The sequence below is a fragment of the Xanthomonas sp. CFBP 8443 genome, from assembly GCF_025666195.1.
Classification (GTDB): Bacteria; Pseudomonadota; Gammaproteobacteria; order Xanthomonadales; family Xanthomonadaceae; genus Xanthomonas_A.
Map to the genome: position 1 here is coordinate 3480660 of NZ_CP102592.1, position 20728 is coordinate 3501387.

Annotated in this window: 13 protein-coding genes; 5 read left to right on the forward strand and 8 right to left on the reverse strand. The window is 67.1% G+C overall.

Translation table 11 applies throughout. The features are described from left to right. Positions 1 to 195 precede the first annotated feature (195 nt). Together NUG20_RS14570 and NUG20_RS14575 are read left to right on the forward strand one after the other, a co-directional pair. Positions 196 to 963, forward strand: a complete 768-nt coding sequence (locus NUG20_RS14570) for an ankyrin repeat domain-containing protein (RefSeq protein ID WP_263395172.1) — start codon at positions 196 to 198, stop codon at positions 961 to 963. A 34-nt stretch (positions 964 to 997) separates the two neighbouring features. Then, complete coding sequence (locus NUG20_RS14575) at positions 998 to 2191, forward strand: Tle-like phospholipase domain-containing protein (protein WP_263395173.1); 1194 nt, start codon at positions 998 to 1000, stop codon at positions 2189 to 2191. Positions 2192 to 2336: 145 nt separating this feature from the next. Here the strand turns inward: NUG20_RS14575 and NUG20_RS14580 are convergent, their stop codons facing one another. The 3 genes from NUG20_RS14580 to NUG20_RS14590 form a co-directional block, all read right to left on the reverse strand. Continuing rightward, on the reverse strand, positions 2337 to 3566 hold the full coding sequence (locus NUG20_RS14580) for a DUF819 family protein (RefSeq protein WP_263395174.1): 1230 nt from the start codon (positions 3564 to 3566) through the stop codon (positions 2337 to 2339). Between the two features lie 175 nt (positions 3567 to 3741). Then, positions 3742 to 5823, reverse strand: a complete 2082-nt coding sequence (locus NUG20_RS14585) for an alpha/beta hydrolase family protein (RefSeq protein ID WP_263395175.1) — start codon at positions 5821 to 5823, stop codon at positions 3742 to 3744. A gap of 357 nt (positions 5824 to 6180) precedes the next feature. Then, positions 6181 to 8145, reverse strand: a complete 1965-nt coding sequence (locus NUG20_RS14590; protein ID WP_263395176.1) for an OPT family oligopeptide transporter — start codon at positions 8143 to 8145, stop codon at positions 6181 to 6183. A gap of 282 nt (positions 8146 to 8427) precedes the next feature. Between NUG20_RS14590 and NUG20_RS14595 the strand changes: the two genes are divergently transcribed. Next, positions 8428 to 10359, forward strand: a complete 1932-nt coding sequence (locus NUG20_RS14595; protein ID WP_263395177.1) for a hypothetical protein — start codon at positions 8428 to 8430, stop codon at positions 10357 to 10359. 82 nt (positions 10360 to 10441) lie between these two features. Beyond that, a complete protein-coding gene (locus tag NUG20_RS14600) occupies positions 10442 to 12226 on the forward strand; it encodes a peptide MFS transporter (protein ID WP_263395178.1) in 1785 nt (594 codons plus the stop codon). A 275-nt stretch (positions 12227 to 12501) separates the two neighbouring features. Here NUG20_RS14600 and NUG20_RS14605 read toward each other — a convergent pair whose 3' ends face one another. The 4 genes from NUG20_RS14605 to NUG20_RS14620 form a co-directional block, all read right to left on the reverse strand. Continuing rightward, complete coding sequence (locus NUG20_RS14605; protein WP_263395179.1) at positions 12502 to 14436, reverse strand: alpha/beta hydrolase family protein; 1935 nt, start codon at positions 14434 to 14436, stop codon at positions 12502 to 12504. Between the two features lie 426 nt (positions 14437 to 14862). After that, positions 14863 to 16803 carry an alpha/beta hydrolase family protein gene (locus NUG20_RS14610; protein WP_263395180.1) on the reverse strand — a complete coding sequence of 647 codons (1941 nt, stop codon included), beginning with the start codon at positions 16801 to 16803 and terminating at the stop codon, positions 14863 to 14865. 252 nt (positions 16804 to 17055) lie between these two features. Beyond that, positions 17056 to 17949 (reverse strand): MipA/OmpV family protein, encoded by an 894-nt coding sequence (locus NUG20_RS14615; RefSeq protein ID WP_263395181.1) that lies wholly within the window; start codon positions 17947 to 17949, stop codon positions 17056 to 17058. Between the two features lie 165 nt (positions 17950 to 18114). After that, positions 18115 to 18777 (reverse strand): DUF3313 domain-containing protein, encoded by a 663-nt coding sequence (locus NUG20_RS14620; RefSeq protein WP_263395182.1) that lies wholly within the window; start codon positions 18775 to 18777, stop codon positions 18115 to 18117. A 185-nt stretch (positions 18778 to 18962) separates the two neighbouring features. Here NUG20_RS14620 and NUG20_RS14625 point away from each other — a divergent pair, with 185 nt between their 5' ends. Beyond that, complete coding sequence (locus NUG20_RS14625; protein WP_263395183.1) at positions 18963 to 19643, forward strand: TetR/AcrR family transcriptional regulator; 681 nt, start codon at positions 18963 to 18965, stop codon at positions 19641 to 19643. 67 nt (positions 19644 to 19710) lie between these two features. Here the strand turns inward: NUG20_RS14625 and NUG20_RS14630 are convergent, their stop codons facing one another. After that, positions 19711 to 20718 carry a LacI family DNA-binding transcriptional regulator gene (locus NUG20_RS14630; protein WP_263395184.1) on the reverse strand — a complete coding sequence of 336 codons (1008 nt, stop codon included), beginning with the start codon at positions 20716 to 20718 and terminating at the stop codon, positions 19711 to 19713. Between the last annotated feature and the right edge of the window lie 10 nt (positions 20719 to 20728).

The following is a 20728-nucleotide window of genomic DNA, read 5'->3' on the forward strand; positions in this document are numbered from 1 at the left end:
CCGCGCGACCGGCGTGCGCGCGCCGACCGCATTTCCGGATCAATCGGCGCTTCACCGCATACAGCCGCGATTTCCGCCACGCCGCCGCTGTAACAAAACCTTACCGAATCGGCGCAAGGCAGCTGCTAGCATCGGACCGGGACGCGAGGATTGCGTCCCACCGGAACAGGACCGCGAACAGGAAAGGAGCATTCCATGCGCAAGCAGTTCCCCGCCCTGATCGCTCTTGCGACCTCGATGTTCTTCTCGGTCTCATGCGCCGCCACGCCCGGCGCCAAGGAGCAATCTGCCATGTCAGCCACGTTGCAGGATCACTCGGTCGCCTTCCGCGATCCCCGTCTCGCCGACATCGCCGCCGCCGTCGCGCGCGGCGATGCCGCACGTATCGCCACGCTCGCCCCAGGCGTGGATCTGTCCGCGCATGGCGACCAGAACGTCACCCTGCTCGAATGGGCGATCTGGAACGAACAGCCGCTCGCGCTCGGCGCGCTGCTGGACGCCGGCGCCGACCCGTCCGAGCCGGGCATGGACCAGGAAACCGTCGTGCACATGGCGGCGATGGCCAAGGACCCGCAGTACCTGAAGATCCTGCTGCAGCACGGCGCGCCGGTGGATCCGGTCAGCGCGCGCGGCAACTGGACGCCGCTGTTCCGCGCCGTGCAGAGCAAGCGAGACGAACAGATCCAGTTGCTGCTGCAGGCCGGCGCCGATCCGCGCCGGGTCGATGCCAGCGGCAACTCGCTGCTGCACCTGGCCGCGCAGAGCAGCGCCGGCAATCCGTGGGTGCTGAAGCTGCTGCAGGCCGGGGTCGATCCGGGCCTGCGCAACGCGCAGCAGAAGACCTTCCAGGCGTATTTCTTCACCACGCCCGAGCGCCTGCTCAACAGCGCCGCGCAGCAGACCCGCGCCGCCGTGCGCGAGTGGCTGAGCGCCCACGACATCCCACTGGAAGCGACCCGCTGAGGCGGGCTGTCGCACGACACGCAAGGAGCCGCGCATGAGCCAGAACGATCTCTCCGACACCGCCGCATCCGCCCCCTTCGGCGAGGCCGTCCGCGGCCAGCAGCCGCAGGCGGTGGACCGGCAACTCCCCAGCCTGCTGCAGGACCTCTACGTCACCGCCGGCCAGCGCCGCGCCGGCGGCGCGGAAACGTTCGCCCCGCTGCCCGACGGCTGGACCCGCATGGACGATGCCGCGGTACAGCGCGCCGGCATCGACCCGAGCATGCTGCACGACGCCAAGAGCGGCTTCGACGCCGCGCTCTACCGCAACGACCAGGGCAACGTGGTGCTGGCCTTCTGCGGCACCGACGAAGGCAAGGACTGGAAGCACAACCTCGGCCAGGGCCTGGGCTTCGCCGACGCGCAGTACGCCTCGGCGATCCAGCTCGGCAGCCAGGCCCGACAGGCGTTCGGCCAGGACCTGATGATCTCCGGGCATTCGCTCGGCGGCGGCCTGGCCGCGGCCTCGGCGATGGTCAACGACGTGCCGGCAGTCACCTACAACGCGGCCGGGGTCAACGACCGTACCCTGGAGCGCGAAGGCCTGGATGCGTCCGCGGCCAAGGACTATGCCGCCGACGGGCTGATCCGCGGCTACCACGTCAAGAACGAACTGCTGACCCACCTGCAGGAAGACAGCATCCCGCTGAAATGGGCGATGCCCGACGCCGCCGGCCACCAGATCCAGCTGCCCGACCCGGACCCGCTGTCGTTCGGCCAGCGCCTGATACCCGGCATGATGCTCAAGCATCGCCTGGACCTGCACGGCATCGATTCGGTGATCAAGGCGCAGGAACTCGAATCGCAGAGCCACGCGCAGACCCAGGACCGCGCGATGCCGACCGGCAGCCGCCTGTTCAACGACGCGGTGGTGCAACTGGACGCGCAGCGCGAGCGGCTCGACCTGCACGACGACCGCGCCTTCCTCAACACCGCCGCCAGCGTCGCCGCGCGCGCCAGCCACGATGGCCTGGAGCGCATCGACACGTTGATGCCCAGCCGCGACGGCGATCGCCTGTTCGCGGTGCAGGGCCGCGTCGACGACCCGGCGCATCTGCGCAGCCAGGTGCAGACCGCGGCGGCGGCCAGCGAACCGGCGCAGGCCAACGTCGGCCAGTTGCAGCAGCAGAACCTGGCGCACGTGCCGCAGCAGGAAGAGCAGCAGCGCCGGGTCGCGTTGCAGCAGTAGGCGCGCAGGTCACTGGCGCCGGCCGCCGGCGCCGATGCCCACCCTGGATAACCCCCCTGTAGGAGCGGCTTCAGCCGCGACCGGGGCTTTCCCGACAATGCCCGGTCGCGGCTGAAGCCGCTCCTACAGGGGGCATGACGGGGCGTTAGCCCGCGCCCGCCATCGCCCGCAAGGTGATCCCGACCAGGTACGCCAGATAGGTGCCGGTGGCATAGCCCATCGTGCCCAGCAGCACGCCGACCGGGGCCAGCGCCGGATGGAACGCGGCCGCCACCACCGGTGCCGAAGCCGGGCCGCCGACGTTGCTCTGCGAGCCGATCGCGAAATAGAAGAACGGCACCCGCAGCAGCTTGCCCAGCGCCAGCAGCAGCAGAATGTGCACGCACAGCCAGATCAGGCCGAGCAGGAAGATCCACGGGCGGTCGAACAGCGCCAGCAGGTCCATCTGCATGCCGATGCAAGCGATCAGGAAATACAGCAGCAACGACCCGATGCGCGAGGCGCCGGCGCCTTCCAGCGTGCGTGCGCGGGTGAAGCTCAGCAGCAGGCCGATGGTGGTCGACAGCACCACCACCCACACGAACGGCGAGCCGAGGCTGAACTGCTTGGCCCAACTGACGTTGGCCGCGAACCAGGCCGCGGTCGGCGCCGCGATCGCATGCGCCAGGCCGACCGCGCCGAAGGCGATGCCGACGATCAGCATCAGGTCGGTCAGGCTGGCCACGCGCTCGTGCTGCGCCTGGAACTGCGCGATGCGCTGTTTGAGATCGTCGATGCCGCTGGTGTCGGCGCCGCTGCGCGCATCGATCGCCGCCGCGCGCGGGGCGAGGAAGATCAGCAGCGCCATCCACACATAGCCGACGCCGACATCGACCACCGCGAACTGGCCGAAGGTGGTGGCGTCGACCTGGAACACCTCGCGCATCGCCAGCATGTTGGCGCCGCCGCCGATCCAGCTGCCGGCCAGCGCGGCCATGCCGGCCCAGGTGTCGCCGGCCACCGTGGCCGGATGCAGCCATTTCATCAACTGGAACGCGACCACCGCGCCGAGCATGATGCTGAAGGACGCGCCCAGGTACATCGCCACCAGCTTCGGCCCCAGGCGCAGGATGCCCTTGAGGTCGACGGTGAGCGTGAGCAGCACCAGCGCCGCCGGCAGCAGCACGTCGCGCGCGACCGGGTCGTACAGGCGATTGTGCTGCCCGTCGATCAGGCCGACGGTGTTGTAGATGCCGGGAATCAGGTAGCACAGCAGCAGCGCCGGCACCACGCCGTAGAAACGCTTCCAGAACCCGCTCGGCCGCGCGGCGGTCCAGAACACCGCCCCGAGCGTGGCGGCGATCAGGCCGAAGATGACGATGTCGTTGTGGATCATGGGGAATCGGGACCGGGGACCGGGGACTGGGGACCCGGAAAAGCGCGGCGGCGCGACCGGAAACCGGGCAGCGCGCACGCCAGCGGACATCGCCTTGGTTCGCGTTCTGGCAAGACGCAATCCGCGCCCGCTTTCGCTGTTCCGGGTCCCCGGTCCCCGGTCCCTGGTCCCGTCCTCATTGCCCGATATGCTGCTTCAACCACCCATTCACCGTGTCGTGCCACAGGATGCTGTTCTGCGGCTTCAACACCCAGTGGTTCTCGTCGGGGAAGTACAGGAACTTGGATTCGATGCCCTGGCGCTGCGCAGCGCTGAACGCGGCCAGGCCCTGCTCCACCGGAATGCGGAAATCCAGCTGGCCGTGAACGATCAGCATCGGCTTCTTCCAGTCGGCGACGTGGTTGACCGGGTTGAACTTCTCGTAGTTCGACGCCTTCTGGTACGGCGTGCCGCCCTGCTCCCACTCGGTGAACCACAGCTCTTCGGTGGCGTAGCCCATCATGCGCTGGTCGAACACGCCGTCGTGGTTGACCAGGCACTTGAACGGCGAATTCCAGTTGCCGGCGATCCAGTTGACCATGAAGCCGCCGTAGCTGGCACCGAGCGCGCAGGCCTTGTCGCCATTGAGGAACTTGAACTGCTTCTGCGCCGCTGCCCAGCCCTTCTGCAGGTCTTCCAGCGGGCGGTCGCCCCAGTGCTGGCTGATCGCGTCGGTGAACGCCTGGCCGTAGCCGGTGGAGCCGTGGAAATCGATCATCACCACCGCATAGCCCTGCCCGGCGTAGGTCTGCGGGTTCCAGCGGTTGCTCCAGCCGTTGCCGAAGCTGCCTTGCGGGCCGCCGTGGATCAGGAACGCGACCGGATAGGTCTTGCCTTCCTGGTAGTTCCATGGCTTGACCACGTAGCCGTGCACGGTGTCGTTGTTCCAGCCCTTGAACGAGAACTGCTCGGCCTCGCCGAACTTCACGTCGGGCAGCATCTCACCGGCGCTGGGGGTGATCGCGCGCATCTCGGTAGCGCCGGCTTCCTGCATGATCGGCGCGGTGAACAGCTGGTTGCCGGTCTGCAGCGAATTGGTCATCACCGCCAGGGTGCCGCCCTTGATGTCGAACTCCGCCACGCTGTTGCCGCCGACCATCTGCGACACACCGCCATCGGCGACATCGATCTCGAACAGCGGATGCTGGCCCATCTCCTGCGCCGGCACGTACAGGGTCTTGCCGTCGGCCGATACCTGGATGCTGTCGGCCGAGCGGTCCCACTGCGGCGCGATCTCGCGGGTCTTGCCGCTGGCCAGGTCCATCGCCATCAGCCCGAAGCGGTCCGCCTCGAAGCCGGGGCGCTGCATCGCGCGGTAGAACAGGGTCTTGCCGTCGGCGGAAAACACCGGGCCTGCATCCCAGGCCGGGTTGGCCGCGGTCAGGTTGACCGGCGCGGTCTTGCCCGCCGCGTCCAGCCGGTACAGATCGAAGTTGGTCGACCACGGCTCCTCGCGCCCGGCCAGGCGCACGCTGGCGACCAGCGACTGCCCGTCCGGCGCCCAGGTGTAGTCTTCGCCGCCGCCGAACGGCTTGGACGGGATGTCGCCGGCCAGGGTGCCGCTGATCGCCGAGGCGCCGACCACCGGCTTGGCCTTGGCGCCGGTGGGCAACGGCGCGACGAACAGGCTGTTGCGGCGGCCGTCGTTCCAGGTGTCCCAATGGCGCACGAACAGCTGGTCGAACACCACGCCGCTGGCCTTGGCGTTCTTGGTCGCGTCCAGGCGCTTCTGCGTGCAGGCCAGGTCCGAGCCGCAGTCCTGGAACACGCCGGCGCTGAAGGCGACGCGGTCGCCCTGCGGCGCGACGTGGTAACTGTCCACGTCCAGCGCCAGATCGGTGAGCTGGCGCGGCGCGCCGCCGGCCAGCGGCATCGCATACAGCTGCTGGCGGCCGGACTTGGCGCTGAGGAAGTACACGGTCTTGCCGTCGACCGACAGCTCCGGCGAATTGACGTTCCAGCCGTCCGGGGTCAACCGCTTCGGCGGCGCCGCATCGCGGGTGCGCAGGTTGCGCAGCCACAGCCCCGTGCTGGCCTTGTCGGTGGCCTTGTCCATTTGCCGCTTGGCGAAGATCACGGTGCCGCCGTCGGGCGTCAGCAGCGGCGAGGACACCCGGTCCAGCGCCACCATGTCGCGGACATCGAAACCGCGGGTCGCCGCCAGCGCGGGCAGCGCGGGCAGCAGGCACAGGGGCAGCAAGGCGTAGCGCAAGGTCATCGGGCGTCTCCGGAACACGGCAAAACGTCGATGGTAGGCGGGTGGATGGGCGTGGTGCAAAGGCATGAAGTCATGGGACCTGGATCGGGACTCGGGACTCGGGACTCGGGACTCGGGACTCGCGAGAGCGTGTGCGCTCGCCTGTTTCGTCGCAAGGCTGCGCGACACTGGAGGTCGACTACGGGCGGTACGTGTTGCCTGCAGCGCTACGGCGCAGCGCGCGACTTCGATCGGCGCGTGGGCCAGATGTTTTGCGAAGCATCCGCCGGGCGCATCGCCACTACGCGTTGCCGCCCTCGAAAACACGAAGCCCGGCGCGGGGCCGGGCTTCGTGCGTTGCTTGGCTGGCGCCCGCGCTTACGCCGACGGCGGCAGCGGCGCGGTGGGTTCGCCCTTCTTGCCGGTGCGGTACAGCAGCCAGCCGACGAAGGCGAGCAGCAGCAGGCCGTACCACTGGTTCAGATGGAACGCCGCAGGCAGCGCCAGCACGTCGGCGCGGCCGGAGACCACGATCGGCACGGCGATGGCGATGCCCATCAGCGCCTCGCCGGTGATCAGGCCCGCGGCGAACAGCGTGCCCGGACGATGCACGCGGTCGCGGCCTTCCTCGTCGTCGGCGCGGATCTTGTGGAAGCGCTCGACGAGATGGCTGATCAGGCCGCCGAGGAAGATCGGCACCATCAGCTCCAGCGGCAGGTAGATGCCGATCGCCGCGGCCAGCACCGGCACGCGGAAGCGCTTGCCGGTGCGCTTGAGCCACTCATCCAGGGCGATGATCGCCGCGCCGACGACGGCGCCGATGGCGATCATCGTCCACGGCAGCTCGCCGCCGAACAGGCCCTTGGCCACCGAGGCCATCAGCGTCGCCTGCGGCGCCGCCAACGAGTTCGGATGTTCCGGCGTCGCCGCGCCGATGCCGTAGGCCTGAGCCAGCAGGTTCAGCACCGGCGCCATGATCAGCGCGCAGGAAAACGCACCGATGGCCAGCATCAGCTGCTGCTTCCACGGCGTGGCGCCGACCAGGTAACCGGCCTTCAGGTCCTGCAGGTTGTCGCCGCCCACCGCTGCAGCGCAGCACACCACAGCGCCGATCATGATCGCGGCGACCGCGCCGATCGGCGAGTCGCGCCCGAGCAGCAGCACCAGCACCGCCGAGGCGAACAGGATGGTGGAGATGGTGATACCCGACACCGGGTTGTTCGACGAGCCGATCAGCCCGGCCAGGTAGCCGGACACCGACACGAACAGGAAGCCGGCGACGATCATGATGATGGTCATGGGGATGCTGACGTGCCACTGGCCCACGATCGCCTGGTACAGGCCCAGCAGCGGCAGCGTGCACAGCAGCAGCGCCACCAGCATCCACTTCATCGGCAGGTCGCGGTCGGTCTCGGCGACAACCGTGCCGGCGGTGCTCTTGCGCGCGGCGGCGAAGCCGCTCTTGACCCCGGACAGCAGCGACTTGCGCAGCGAGAACAGCGTCCACACGCCGCCGATCAGCATCGCGCCCACGCCCAGGTAGCGCACCTTGGCGGCCCAGATGCCGAACGCCGCGTCCGCCGCCGGCGCGGCGGCCAGGCTCTGCGCCAGCGCCGGATCGGAGCCCATGAAGAACTGCTGGTACAGCGGAATGGCGATGTGCCAGGACAGGATGGAGCCGGACAGCACCACGATGCCGACGTTGAGCCCGACGATGTAGCCGACCCCGAGCAGCGCCGGCGACAGGTTGGTGCCGACGTAGCCGACCAGCTTGCTGCTGCCCAGGTAGGTGGCCTGCGCCCAGGTATCGGGAATCACCTTCAGGCCGCTGGCCGCGCCCAGCTTGACCACGCCGCCGATCAGCGCCGACAGCGCCAGGATCTTCAGCCCCGGCCCCGGGTTCTCGCCGGCCTTGAGCACTTCGGCCGCGGCCTTGCCCTCGGGGAACGGCAGCGGATCCTCGACGATCATCGAGCGCCGCAGCGGCACCGAGAACAGCACCCCGAGCAGGCCGCCCATGCCGGCGATGCCGAGCACCCACCAGTACTTGAAGTCCGGCCAGTAGCCCATGATCACCAACGCCGGGATGGTGAAGATCACCCCCGCCGCGATCGACGAACCGGCCGAGGCGCCGGTCTGCACGATGTTGTTCTCCAGGATGGTGCCGCCGCCGAGCAGGCGCAGCACGCCCATCGACACGACCGCTGCCGGGATCGCGGTGGCGATGGTCAGGCCGGCGAACAGCCCCAGGTAGGCATTGGCCGCCGACAGCACGACGGCCAGCACGATCGCCAGCACGACCGCGCGGAAGGTGAGCTGACGCGGCTGGGTGACATGGTGCATTAGGCGTTTCCTAGTGGAAGAAAAATCCGCGACACGCTAGCGTTTGCGGGCGTTTAAGTCCAGCAGGCGCCGCCCTGCACTATGATTACCCTTTCCGCCTGGCCTGCCCGTGAGATCTCGCGTTAACCACAGCAGGCCTCTTGCACCTCCGTTCCCGTGGAGGAATGCATCCTCTTTTCTCCGCCAGGAATGGGCCAGCCTCTCATACCGAACGGTCGTGCACGCAGCATGCGGCAGTTGCACGACCAGTGCTCCAACTAAAGAACCCAGAAAGAAGAACGCGTGAAAACCATTCCTTTCAAGCTACCACTTTGCCTCTCGGCAGTCATGGCTGTCATCTTCGTCGCCCTCCACTTGGATTCGCTCTGGAATGGGTCAGTGGACCTTGCGCATCACTATGCACTGGCATATCGCATTTCGGAGCAATGGTTCCCTCTCGCGGCGAATGACCCAACGCTGGGAGAAATGAACCTGTACCCCAAGGGCGCGCACATAGTCGCCGCGCTGCTCGGGCGACTGCTGGGCTCCGTCTTCCTCGGAGTGCATATGACCACGCTGATTGCACTGGCTACCATCTGGCTGAGCCTGGCCGCGCTACTGCACGCTCTTCCGGAGCGAAGGGGGCCATTTGCCCTCATCGCCATGGGCAGCCTCGTTGCACTGAACGCCGCGACCGTGAACCTCGACTTGCACGGGCACGAGATCATCGACAATTTCTTCTATTCGCAACTCGTTGGCGAGGCCCTTCTCTATGCTGGCGCGGTCGCAGCGATGTTGTTTGAGCGCAGGTTTGGCACACTCCAGACATGCTTCGCACTTACCCTGCTCATGCTCGTGCTCGCGTCGATCCACCTATTGCCCGCGGTGGCCATGCTCGGCCTGATTCTGGGGTTGCTGGGCATTCAAGTAGTGCGCGCCATCGTCAGCAAATCTGTGTCCGTCCGGACCCTGGCACCTGCGGCGGCAATGGCCGCCGCGTCCATCATCGGGCTGGTGCTGCACCCGTCATTTTCAGCCGTCAGCTCCATTGCAGAAAACAACGGCCGCCTGGAGATGGTCACCGTCTCCTATCCAGTAGGCGTCATCGCGCTGGCGACCCTGCTAGTGCTGACGTCTATCGCAACCTTCGCCAGATGGGTGCGTTCCGCACGCGATGACGAGTACAGCCTGAAATACCTTGCGTTACTTGGCCTTGCCATCGGGCTTCTGTGCCTGACGCAATACGCGTTTAACTTACGAGGAAGTGGCTCCGACTACGCGGTGAAGAAATACATATTCTGTATTCTGAGCTTGCTCCTGATCCAGTTATCGGCCCTGTTTGGATGGCTACTTTCGTATCCGTTACGGAACCGCGACTTTCTGCTAGGGCATGGCGCACTGATCTCGGCCATCATCCTTCCGACCAGCCTGTTCATCACCCTCAGCGGCACCGTTCCCAAGGCGCCATGGTTCGATGTCTCCGACATCATGCGTAGCGAAAGGCAGATCATTTCCGTAGCGGACACCCAGTTACCCAGCCCGGCAGACCACAAGGAAAATGTCGTAATCGGCACGAATCGCAACCCGGCATTCAATTACATGTTTTCGCTAGCAATCACCCACACCAAACGCGACTTAGCCATCAGCGACGTGCTCATCAGCAACAACATCGCCGACTTCGAGCGGTACTCATACATCGTGAGCTTGGGAAGCGACCCCTTGTTCGGAAGTTCAGGGTGCGACACTTACGCGCACGGCCCCATGTCCGTGGTCGCCAGTCAGTGTATCGCCGCTCGAACCATAGCGGCGAGGCGCTGCAAACAGGACTTCGATTTTTCCCTCAAAGGGTCCATTCCACGCGGCATGATAAGTGGATTCGACGGTGCAGAGGAAAGCAGCCGCTGGACGCAAGGGAAGAATGCCAGCTTCACGTGCACCAATGCGGACGGCGCTCCTGCTACGACGCTCAAAATGGAGATTGCGCCCTTTTTGCATGGAAAGCTGGCAAGCCAGCGGATCGAAATCCTTTTGAATGGAAAGCTGCTGCACGAAGCGAGGATTTCGGGGAACACGACGGGCAAATATCCGATCGATATTGCCATTCCTTCCGAAATGCAGAAATTGGAATACAGGTTCGAATTTCACATGCCCGATGCCACATCCCCGCAGGAACTTGGCCTAAGTGCTGACGGCAGACAACTGGGCTTCAGCTTCAAATCCCTTTCGCTGCGATGAGCGCGCATCCACGTCCGCAAGCCGAACCCGGCTCCACCGCCCGATGCTGTCACTGGCACCTTCCTTTTGAGAGCAATCCGTCTTGACAGTTCTATCAACAGGGAGTGGCGATCCGAATGCCGCCCGGAGTTTCCGCGACGATTTCCTCGGCCACCCCAAGGGCGTCTACGTCTGTTTCTTCACCGAGATGTGGGAGCGCTTCTCCTTCTACGGCATGAAGGCGCTGTTGCTGCTGTACCTGACCAAGTACCACCTGTTCGGCGATAAAGCCGGGCTCGACCTGCTCGGCGCCTACGGCGGCCTGGTGTACTGCGTGCCGGTGATCGGCGGCCTGCTCGCCGACCGCTGGCTGGGCATGCGCAAGGCGGTGGTGTTCGGCGGCATCCTGCTGGTGCTCGGCCACGTCGGCATGGCCTTCGAAGGCCACGCCGCCACGCGCGTCGACGGTGAGGTGATCCGCGACACCGCGTCGCTGGGCGTGACCTATCTGTCGCTGGCGCTGATCATCATGGGGGTGGGCTTCCTCAAGCCGAACATCTCCACCATCGTCGGCAAGCTCTACGCGCCCGACGATCCGCGCCGCGACTCCGGTTTCTCGCTGTTCTACGCCGGCATCAACCTCGGCGCGCTGTTCGCCTCGCTGGTGTGCGGCTTCCTCGGCGAGGCCTACGGCTGGCGCTACGGTTTCGGCGCCGCCGGGATCGGCATGCTGCTGGGCCTGGGCATGTTCCTGTGGGGGCAGAAATACCTGCACGGCCACGCCGAGCCGGCGCAACCGGCGCTGCTGCGCCAGCGCGTGGCCGGGCTGCCGCGCGAATGGGCGATCTATCTGGCGGCGGTGCTGGGCGTGGTACCGGTGGCCGGGCTGATGTGGGCCGCGGCGAACGGCGCCTTCAGCCTGGGCGGGGAGATCTCGCTGGCCTTGATGCTGATGCTGGTGGTGCTCGGCGCGGTGCTGCTGTGGTTCGCCTGGTTCACCGGCACCCAGTGCACGCCGGTGCAGCGCCAGCAGATGATCGCGCTGATGGTGCTGATCGCGATGGCGCTGGTGTACTTCACCCTGTACGAGCAGACCTACGGGTCCTGGGTCACCTTCACCGACCGGCTGATGACCAAGGACATCGTGCCGGCGCTGGTGATCCGCGGCGGCACCCCGCTGCCGTGGTCGATCGCCTCGCTGCTGCTGGCGCCGCTGGGCTTCGTGCTGGCGGCCACGCTGTCCGACCGACGTCCGGACTCGGCGGCGCCGCGCGTGCTGTTCGTGGCGGTGAGCGCGCTGATGCTGCTGTTCCTGGTCCGCGACTGCCTGGTACTACCGCAGACCGCCGGCTCGCTGACCTATCTGGGCGCGCTGTTCCTGGTGCTGCTGGCGCCGCTGTTCGCCGCGCTATGGGCGTGGCTGCAGCGGCGCGACCTGGAGCCGTCCAAGCCGGCCAAGTCGGCGCTGGGCCTGCTGCTGGCCGGCCTGTCGTTCGTGCCGTTGGCGCTGGCCGCGCAGCAGGTCGGCGCCAGCGGACAGATTGCCAGCGTGTGGTGGCTGGTGCTGGCATACCTGGTGCTGGAAGCCGGCGAGATGTGCCTGTCGCCGGTCGGCCTGTCGGCGGTCACCCAGCTTGCGGTGCCGCGCGTGGTCAGCCTGATGATGGGCACCTGGTTCCTGGCCACCGCCTTCTCCGAAGCGCTGGCCGCGCTGTTCGGCAAGCTCGCCGCGATCGAGGTGCCGGAAGGCGAAGCGCTGAACATCGCCGACGCCGCCGCCAAGTACGCGCACCTGTTCTGGCTGATGCTGTGGATCGGCCTGGGCTGCGCAGTGCTGGCCTTCCTGGCCGCGCCGTTGCTGCGTCGGATGATGCACGGGGTGCGCTGAGCCGAGGCGTTCGCACGGCGGCGGGGCCAGCCCGCACACAGCGCAGGATGCGCATATGTTTCACGACACAACAGCGCGCACGTCAGTGAGAGCACATGCAGGCCTGGGTGTCCGGCACCGCGCGGATGCGTGGATAACACGCATCGCAAGGAATTAGCGCTGCGAGGAAGAAATATGCGCGACCGCCCTGCAGAGCGGCTCGACTATGCGCCGACCGAGTACCGGTTCGCTGGCTACACGCATCCGCGCCGTTGGGACGCGGATGCGTGCAGGGGTTAACGCGCTGCCGCCGGCTTGGCCACTGCGCCGCCGAGCGAGCGGTTCAGGAACGCCAGCAGTTTGGTGTAGTACTCGCGGCGGTGCTCCTCGGTGTAGAAACCGTGGCCTTCGGTCGGCACGTACAGCGTTTCCACCGGTACCCCGGCCTTCTTCAGCGCCGCCTCCATCTTCTTGGAATGCGCGATCGGCGCGCGCTCGTCCTCGCCGCCGGCAGCCAGGAACACCGGCACCTTGATCCGGTCGGCCAGGTTCACCGGCGACACCGCGGCCAATGCGCTGCTCGGCCCCATCCATTCGCGCAGGAAGGTCTCGCTAGAATCGCGCTGCTGCATGTCGCCCTTGGCATACATCATCGGCAGATCGTAGACGCCGATGTAGCCGGCGGCGCAGCGGTACAGCGCCGGTTCCTTGGCCACGCCCATCAGCGACGCATAGGCGCCGTAGCTGGCGCCGTACATGCAGATGCGCTCGGGATCGGCGATGCCCTGGGCGATCGCCCAGCGCGTGGCGTCGGTCACGTCGTCCTGCATCGCGCCGCCCCACTGCTGCGCACCGGCCTGGTGGAAAGCGCGCCCGTAGTTGCCCGAGCCGCGATAGTTGACCTGCAGCACCGCATAGCCGGCCTGGGCCAGCATCTGCGCATCCTGGTCGAACAGGCCCTCGTCGAAGACACCGAACGGCCCGCCGTGCGGCATCACCACCATCGGCACCTTGCCTGCCGCGGCCGCCGCAGGCAGCGTCACGAAGCCATGCAACTGCATGCCGTCGCGCGCCTGCAGCGCGATCGGCCGCACGTCCGCCAGCGCCGCCTGCGGCAGCGTGGCGCGGCGCGCGAACACGAAATCGGCCTTCTTCGCCACGTTGTCGAACAGGTAGAACTGGCCGGGATTGCGTCCGGACTGGACCTCCACCAGGTTCAGCCGACCGTCGCGGGTGCTGGAGGTGACGTAGACCGACTGCCCGGGGAACGCGGCTTCCAGCGCCCGTTGGGTCTTCGCCTCGGGCGAGGCCGGATCGAAGAACAGGCTGCGCGGCTTGTCCGCCAGGAACTCGACACCCACCGGAATACGGGTGCCATAGCGATAGATGATCCGGTGCGGGTCGGCCAGCGCATCGCGCGCGACCACCTTGCGCTCGCCGCTGTCCGCGTTCCAGGCCTCGATCGCATCGGGGCCGCTGGCCCGCTCGACCAGCAGATAAGCGGTACGCCCGTCTTCGGAAAAACCGATCGGGTGTTCGACGTGATGGCTGACGTTCTCGTCGTTGAGCAGGCGCCAGTCGCCGCCCTGCGCGTCGCGATAGAACAGCTTGCTGACATTGTCCTCATCGGCGCCGACAGCGAAACGGACCTTGCCCTGCGCATCGCTGAAGAAGTCGGCGCGGCGGACCTTCGGCGAGCCGATCAGCGGACGCCGACGGCCCGTGTACACGTCCAGGATCTCGGCGCGGCTGTACGGGTCCTTGCTGACGCTGAAGGGACGCACCTGGATGGCCACATTGTGGTCGTCCCCGGGCAGTGGCCCGATCATGTCCGCGATGACGTCCTCGACCTTCTTGGTCTGGATCAGCGAGCCCGGGCTGTCGCCGGTGACCCGCTGGCCCACCAACAGGTCGGCCGCGCCGCCGTCGGCATTGATCGCGAACAGCTCGCCAGTACCCCGCGGCAGGTCCATCGCGCCGATCTTCTCGGCCATGCTGAACAGCACGCGCGTGTCGTTGACCCACTCGAAGGCGGAGACGTGGCTGTTCTTTTCCATCGAAAAAGTGCCCACGATCTTGCTGTCGGAACGGCGCATGATCGCCAGCGCGGTCCGGTCCTGCATCGGCACCGTCGCCGCCAGAAACTCGCCGGTCGGCGACAGTTTCAGTTTGGCGATCGCGCCCCTCTTCAGGAACGGATCCAGATCCACCTGCGCTTGCGCGCTCCCCATCCCCATTCCCATTCCCAGCAAACAACACAATACGACTGCCCCCAGTCTTCCGCTCATCTCTTCCCCCTGTCCATGTCGGTTGGCTTGCCGGCGGAGTGTAATACGGCGCGAACGCAGCAGCGCTGCGCAAAGCGAGTGCCGGCGGCAAACGGCGTACGCACACGTTGCCGGCAAGGCGCATCCTGCGCGCGGGCACATGGAAATGCCCAAGCGCCGGCGTTGCGGCTATCTGCACGCGCACGCGAACGACCTGACAACATATGCCAGACCCGCTACGCAAAACGCGCTGAGCTGGGCGACGCCGGCAACGGCGGCACGCGGCGATGCCGCGCCGCGGCAGTTGTGCCCAACGCTGCAGCCGTGCGCGACCCTGCCTGCGAACGGGCCACGCCGCACCATCGGGCGGCGTGGCGCATCCGACGCCCGCTAGCGTGCCGCCGCAGGCTTGGCCACTGCGCCGCCGAGCGAACGGCTCAGGAACGCCAGCAGCCTGGTGTAGTACTCGCGCTGGTGCGCCTCGGTGTAGAAGCCGTGGCCCTCGGTCGGCACGTACAGCGTCTCCACCGGTACACCGGCGCTCTTCAGCGCCGCTTCCATCTTCTTGGAATGCGCGATCGGCGCGCGCTCGTCCTCGCCGCCGGCAGCCAGGAACACCGGCACCTTGATCCGGTCGGCCAGGTTCACCGGCGACACTGCGGCAAGCGCATCGCGTGGACCCAGCCATTCGTGCAGGTAGGCTTCGCCGGACGCACGGGTCTGGATGTCGCCCTTGACGTACATCATCGGCAGGTCATAGACGCCGACATAGCCGGCCGCGCAGCGGTACAGCGACGGCTCCTTGGCCACGCCCATCAATGACGCGTAGGCGCCGTAACTGGCGCCGTACAGACAGATGCGTCCCGCATCGGCGATGCCCTGCTGGATCGCCCAGCGCGTGGCATCGGTCACGTCGTCCTGCATCGTGCCGCCCCACTGCCACGCGCCGGCCTGTTGGAAGGCGCGCCCGTAGTTGCCCGAACCGCGGTAGTTGATCTGCAGCACCGCGTAACCGGCCTGGGCCAGCAGTTGTGCGTCGTTGTCGAAGGTCCATTTGTCGAACTCTCCAAACGGCCCGCCGTGCGGCATCACCACGGTGGCGAGCTTTTTCCTGTCGCCGCCAGGCGGCAGGGTCAGGAAACCGTGCAAGACCTGTCCGTCGCGCGCCGTCACCGAGATGGGTTGCGCCGAGGCCGATTTCTCCGGGTCGAACCAGGCGCGCCGGCTGAAGATGCGGTCGGCCTTCTTGGCCGCGGCATCGAATAGGTAGAAATCGCCGGGATTGCGGTCCGAATAGGTTTCCACCAGGGCCAGCCGGCCATCGCGCGTGCTGGAGGTGACGAAGACCGCCTGCCCAGGAAACACGGCCTGCAGGCTACGATACATCCTGGCTTCCGGCGACGCCTCGTCGAAGAACAAGGTCTTGGGCTTGTCGCCGACGACGAAGATGCCCACCGGAATGTTCGTATCGTTGCGATAGATGATCCGGTAAGGGTCGGTCGCCGCATCGCGGGCGACCAGCTTGCGCTCGCCGCTTTCCGCATTCCACGATTCGACCGCGTCGCTGCCGCTCGGCTTTTCCACACGGAGATAGGCAACGCGTCCATCCGCGGAGAAACCCAGCGGCTGTTCGACATGATGACTGAGGTTCTCGTCGTTGATCAGCCGCCAGTCCCCGCCCTTGGCGTCGCGGTAATAGAGTTTGCTGGCGTTGTCGGTATCGGCGCCCAGCGCAAACCGCACCATGCCTTGCGGATCGGTATGAAAGCTCGCGCGGCGCACGGGCGTGCTGGCCAGCGGGCGCCGGCGGCCGCTGTAGACGTCCAGCAGTTCGGCGCGGGTGTAAGGATCGTCGCTGTTGAAGGGCCATATCGTGACGACGACATTGCGCTCGTCGTCGGGCAAGGTGCCGGCCAGAAAAGCGGCGACCGACTCCACCTTCTTCGGCTGGATCCGCGTCCCCGGCCCCTTGCTGGCGACGCGAAATCCGACCAGCAGTTCGGCGGCGGTGCCGTCGGCATTCATGGCGAACAGTTCGCCCGTGGGAACCGGTTTGTCCAACGCACCGAACTTTTCGGCCAACGCGATCAGCAGACGCCCGTCGCCGATCCAGGTGAAATCCGAGACGTGGGAATTCTTGCCCAACGCGAAACTGCCTACGGTCTTGTTGTCGGAACGACGTATCACCGTCAGCGCGGTCTTGTCCTCCATCGGCACCGTCGCCGCCAGGAACTCGCCGGTCGGCGACAGCTTCAGGTCGGTGACGTCGTCCTTCCTGAGGAACGGTTCAAGATCCACCTGCGCCTGCGCGCTCCCCATTCCGATTCCCATTCCCAGCACACAGCACAACGCGACTGCCCCCAGTCTCCCGCTCATCCTGATCCCCTGTATCCATGTTGGTTTGGCTTGCGGGCAGAGTGTAATACGGCGCTGGCCCGCCGTAGCGGTCGCGTTGTCGGCCGATCGATGCAAGCGCGTCGTCGCTGGCGAAAGCGCCATGGGGCCTCACCCATTGCCCAACGCTTCGGGTCCGGCGAGCGCTGCGGCGCTGAGGCGCGGGGCGCGCGGCAGCGCAGCGCGCGCTCAGAACACATGCACATACCCCAACACGATGCGCGACTGCAGCGCGCCACCGACCAGCGGGCTGTCGCGGATCTGCGCACCGAGGCGATCCACGCCCACATCGAGGAACAGCGAATCGCGATGCGCGACGCGGTGGGCCGCGCGCAACCCGGCTTCCACATCGACGCTGGCGCCGGGGCGATACGGCAGGCGCTGCGCGCGCGCCTCCTGTGGCCGCACGCCGTAGTAATAGTCCACGTAGCGGCGATCCAGCCACGCCGCGCCCAGCCGCGGAGTCAATTCGAACAGGCCGAGATCGAAGACATGCTCGATCGAGATGGCGACGCGCTGCCCGCGGCTGTAGCCGGACACGTCGTGCATCCACTCCAGCGTGGTGTCGGCGATGCCGGTGCGCCACGTGCCCGAGCCGCCCAGCCACAGGCGATCCTTGCGCTGCCGCATGCCGTCCAGCGACGGCGAGTCCGCTGCGTCGTAGCCGTCGTGGGACAACCGCGTGGTCAGCGAGAACGCCACCGCTCCCAGCGACGGCAGGTTCAGGCTCAGCGACGGGCCGTACACGCTCCACCACTTGCTCTCGTAGACCAGCAGCGGCAGCGCGACGACCTCCGGCTCGACGCCGCGATACGGCTTGTGCATCGTCAGCGCGGCCATGCCCAGGCCCCAGCGCGAGCCACGCGCCGGCGCACTGCTGTCGTCGTCCGCGGCGGCCCATGCCGCGCGAATCGGCAGCACCAGCAGCGCGACCAGCACGATCGCCGCGACCACGCCGCGCCAGAACAGCGCCGCCGGCGGCGTGCGCCGACGCGGCGGCAGGTCGGGAAGATCGTACAGCGCCTGCAATCCAGGACGCAGGCTGTGCGGAAGGCGTGGCGGAGCGGGTCGACGCGGGCGCATGGGAGTGTCCTGATCGTGAAAAACGGAACGGGGAACGGACCTGCGCGCGTTGGCGAAAATCCTGCGGCGACGCGGCGGACGCAGCAACAGCAAGAAATCAGCGCACGCTGCACATCGGCGATGGCGTTGACCACGTAGCGGCGTAACCCGCGCACCGCAATGGCACTAGTCCAGGCGCGCGACCAGCTCCTGGGCGCCCTTGCGGATCCCTGCCTTCGCCGCACCCAGGCCGCCGATGCTGGCCTTGACGTTCAACGCGTTCGGATACTGCTTGGACACGTAGGCGCTGAGCAGGCGGTTGTTGGTGGCGTCGTAGATCTCCACCGCATAGCTGACCGAACCGGACAAGGCGCCTTCCTTGCCGCGGATCGACTGCACCACGTTGTACGGGCCACCGGCCAGGTCGAACTTGGTCACCGTTCCTGCCACCTGCGGCGTCTTCTTCGCGCCGGTCAGGGTCACCGCCACGCGCAGCGAACCCGGCCGCGGCCGGTCCAGCAGCGGAAAGCGCGCCTGCAGCGCGTCGCCGAAGGCGGCGCGCATGAAGTCCGCCAGCTCCGCCTTGTCCTGCTCGGAAACCTTCTGGTCGAACTGGTTGTCCGGCCCGCGATAGATCGTCACCGGCGCGACCACCGCGCTGTCGTAGTCGCGCCAGTCGGCTCCGGCCGAATAGTCGTAGGGAACCCGGCCGGAGCGGTCGCCGAGGGTGGGCCGCAACTGCTGTGACGAGGCCAGCCCGGCGTAGGCGACCGGGCGCGTACTGGCGCAACCGGCCGCGCCCAGGCTGATCGCCAGCGCCAATGCGGACAGCCAAACGGAATGTTTCATGGGAGAGCCCTTTCGTGGATTCGGGAAAGCCGCACCGAGTAGTGGTGCACGGACGTAGCGGCGGGCGTCGCGACGACGCGCGTCGCCGCCACTTAAAATAAACCATACCGTACGGTTTATTATTAGAAGCGATTTCCCCCACTGTCAAGGAAAATGTACAGTTGGGTTCACTTATAGGAGGCGCAATGAAGGTTCGAACCGAGGCACGACGCGAGGCCATCGTCGAGGCGGCGAGGCACCTGTTCCAGGAACTGGGCTACGAGCGCGCCTCGATGAACGAGCTGGCGAAACGGTTGGGCGGCTCCAAGGCCACCCTGTACGGCTATTTCGCGTCCAAGGAGGAGTTGTTCAGCGCTGTGGTCCGCGCCGCCGCGACCGCGCATCTGTCCGACGCGATCCAGCGCTTGCAGTCGCCCCGCGCCGGCCAGAGCGATCTGCGCTCGATGCTGCTGCACTTCGGCGAGTGCATGCTGCGGGTGGTGAGCAACGATGCCATCGCCATCGCGGTCTACCGCATGGTGGTGGCCGAGGCGGGCCGCTCCGACGTCGGCCAGCTGTTCTACCAGGCCGGCCCCAGCGAATCGGTGGCCGCAGTGGCCGCGGTACTGGAAGCGGCGATGGCGCGCGGCGAACTGCGCCAGAGCGACCCGACCATCGCCGCGCTGCATTTCCTGGCCTTGCTCACCGCAGAAGTGGATGTGCGCATCTACCAGCGCGATCCCCCGCCGCTGCCGCCCTCGACCGTGCGCAAGATGGTGGAACGCGCGGTCGAGATGTTCCTGTTCGGCGCCGCACCGCGGCAGGCGGCCAGCGCCGCTTCGACTACGGCCGGCAAGCCTGCGGCGCGCAAGCGCGCGCGCGCCTGAGCGCAAGCCCGAGCTGCCCGCAGCGGAGGATTCGCATCACGGCCGGCGACGTCGCAGCGCGGCGACGTCACCTATCCCTCGGCGCACCCGTCGACCCGCGCAACATCAAGCTGAAATCCAGCGTCTGCTGAAGCGGCACGTCCACATTCTCGATGATGGCGAGCAGCAGGTTGACCGCGCGGACGCCGATCTCCCGCATGGGTTGCCGGATGGTCGTCAATGGCGGCGTGAGGTAACTGGACGATGCCAGGTCGTCGAAGCCGACGATGGACAGGTCGTCCGGCACGCGAATGCCCAGGTCCCGGCAGGCCGCCAGGGCGCCCAACGCCATCTGGTCGCTGAAGCAGAACATCGCGGTCGGCACGGGCGCGCGGGCCAGTAGCGCCATCGCGGCCGCATGGCCGGATTCCACGGAGAAATCGCCCGGCACGACGCTCAGGTTGCGCAGGCGGCCGCGCGCCTTGCCGGCGGCCCGGACCCCTTCCAGCCGTTGCTGGTGCAGGGGATTGTCGGGCGGGCCGCCCACCACGGCAATCCGCTCGTGCCCCAGCCCATACAGATGTTCCATCACGGCGCGCGCGGCGGCCGCGTTGTCGATGTGGACGCTGGGGATGCCCAGCGCCGGGTCGAACTCGCAGCCGTTAACCACCGGCGCGGCGGCGCCCAGCTGCTTGACGATCGCGCGCGCCGTCGGCGGCAGGCGGTGCCCCAGCACGATCAGGCCGTCCGCCTCGTTGCGCCGGAGCATCTGCGCGTAGCGCTCCTCGCGGTCGGGCTGGTGCTGGGTATCGCCCAGCAGGACGGCGTAACCGACGGCCTGCGCCGCTTCCTCCGCGCCTTGCAGGATCTGCGCGAAGAATGGATTGGCGATGTCCGGGACGGTGACCAGGATCTTGCCGCTGCGCTGGGTCTTGAGCGTCCTGGCGACCGTGTTGGGGACATAGCCCAGCGCGGCGGCGGCCTGCTCGATGCGCGTGCGCGTGGCCGGCAGGACTTTTTCCGGCCGGGACAGCGCGCGCGACACCGTGCCGGCGGAGACGCCGACGTGCTTTGCGATGTCGTAAATGGTTGCCATGACGTTCGTT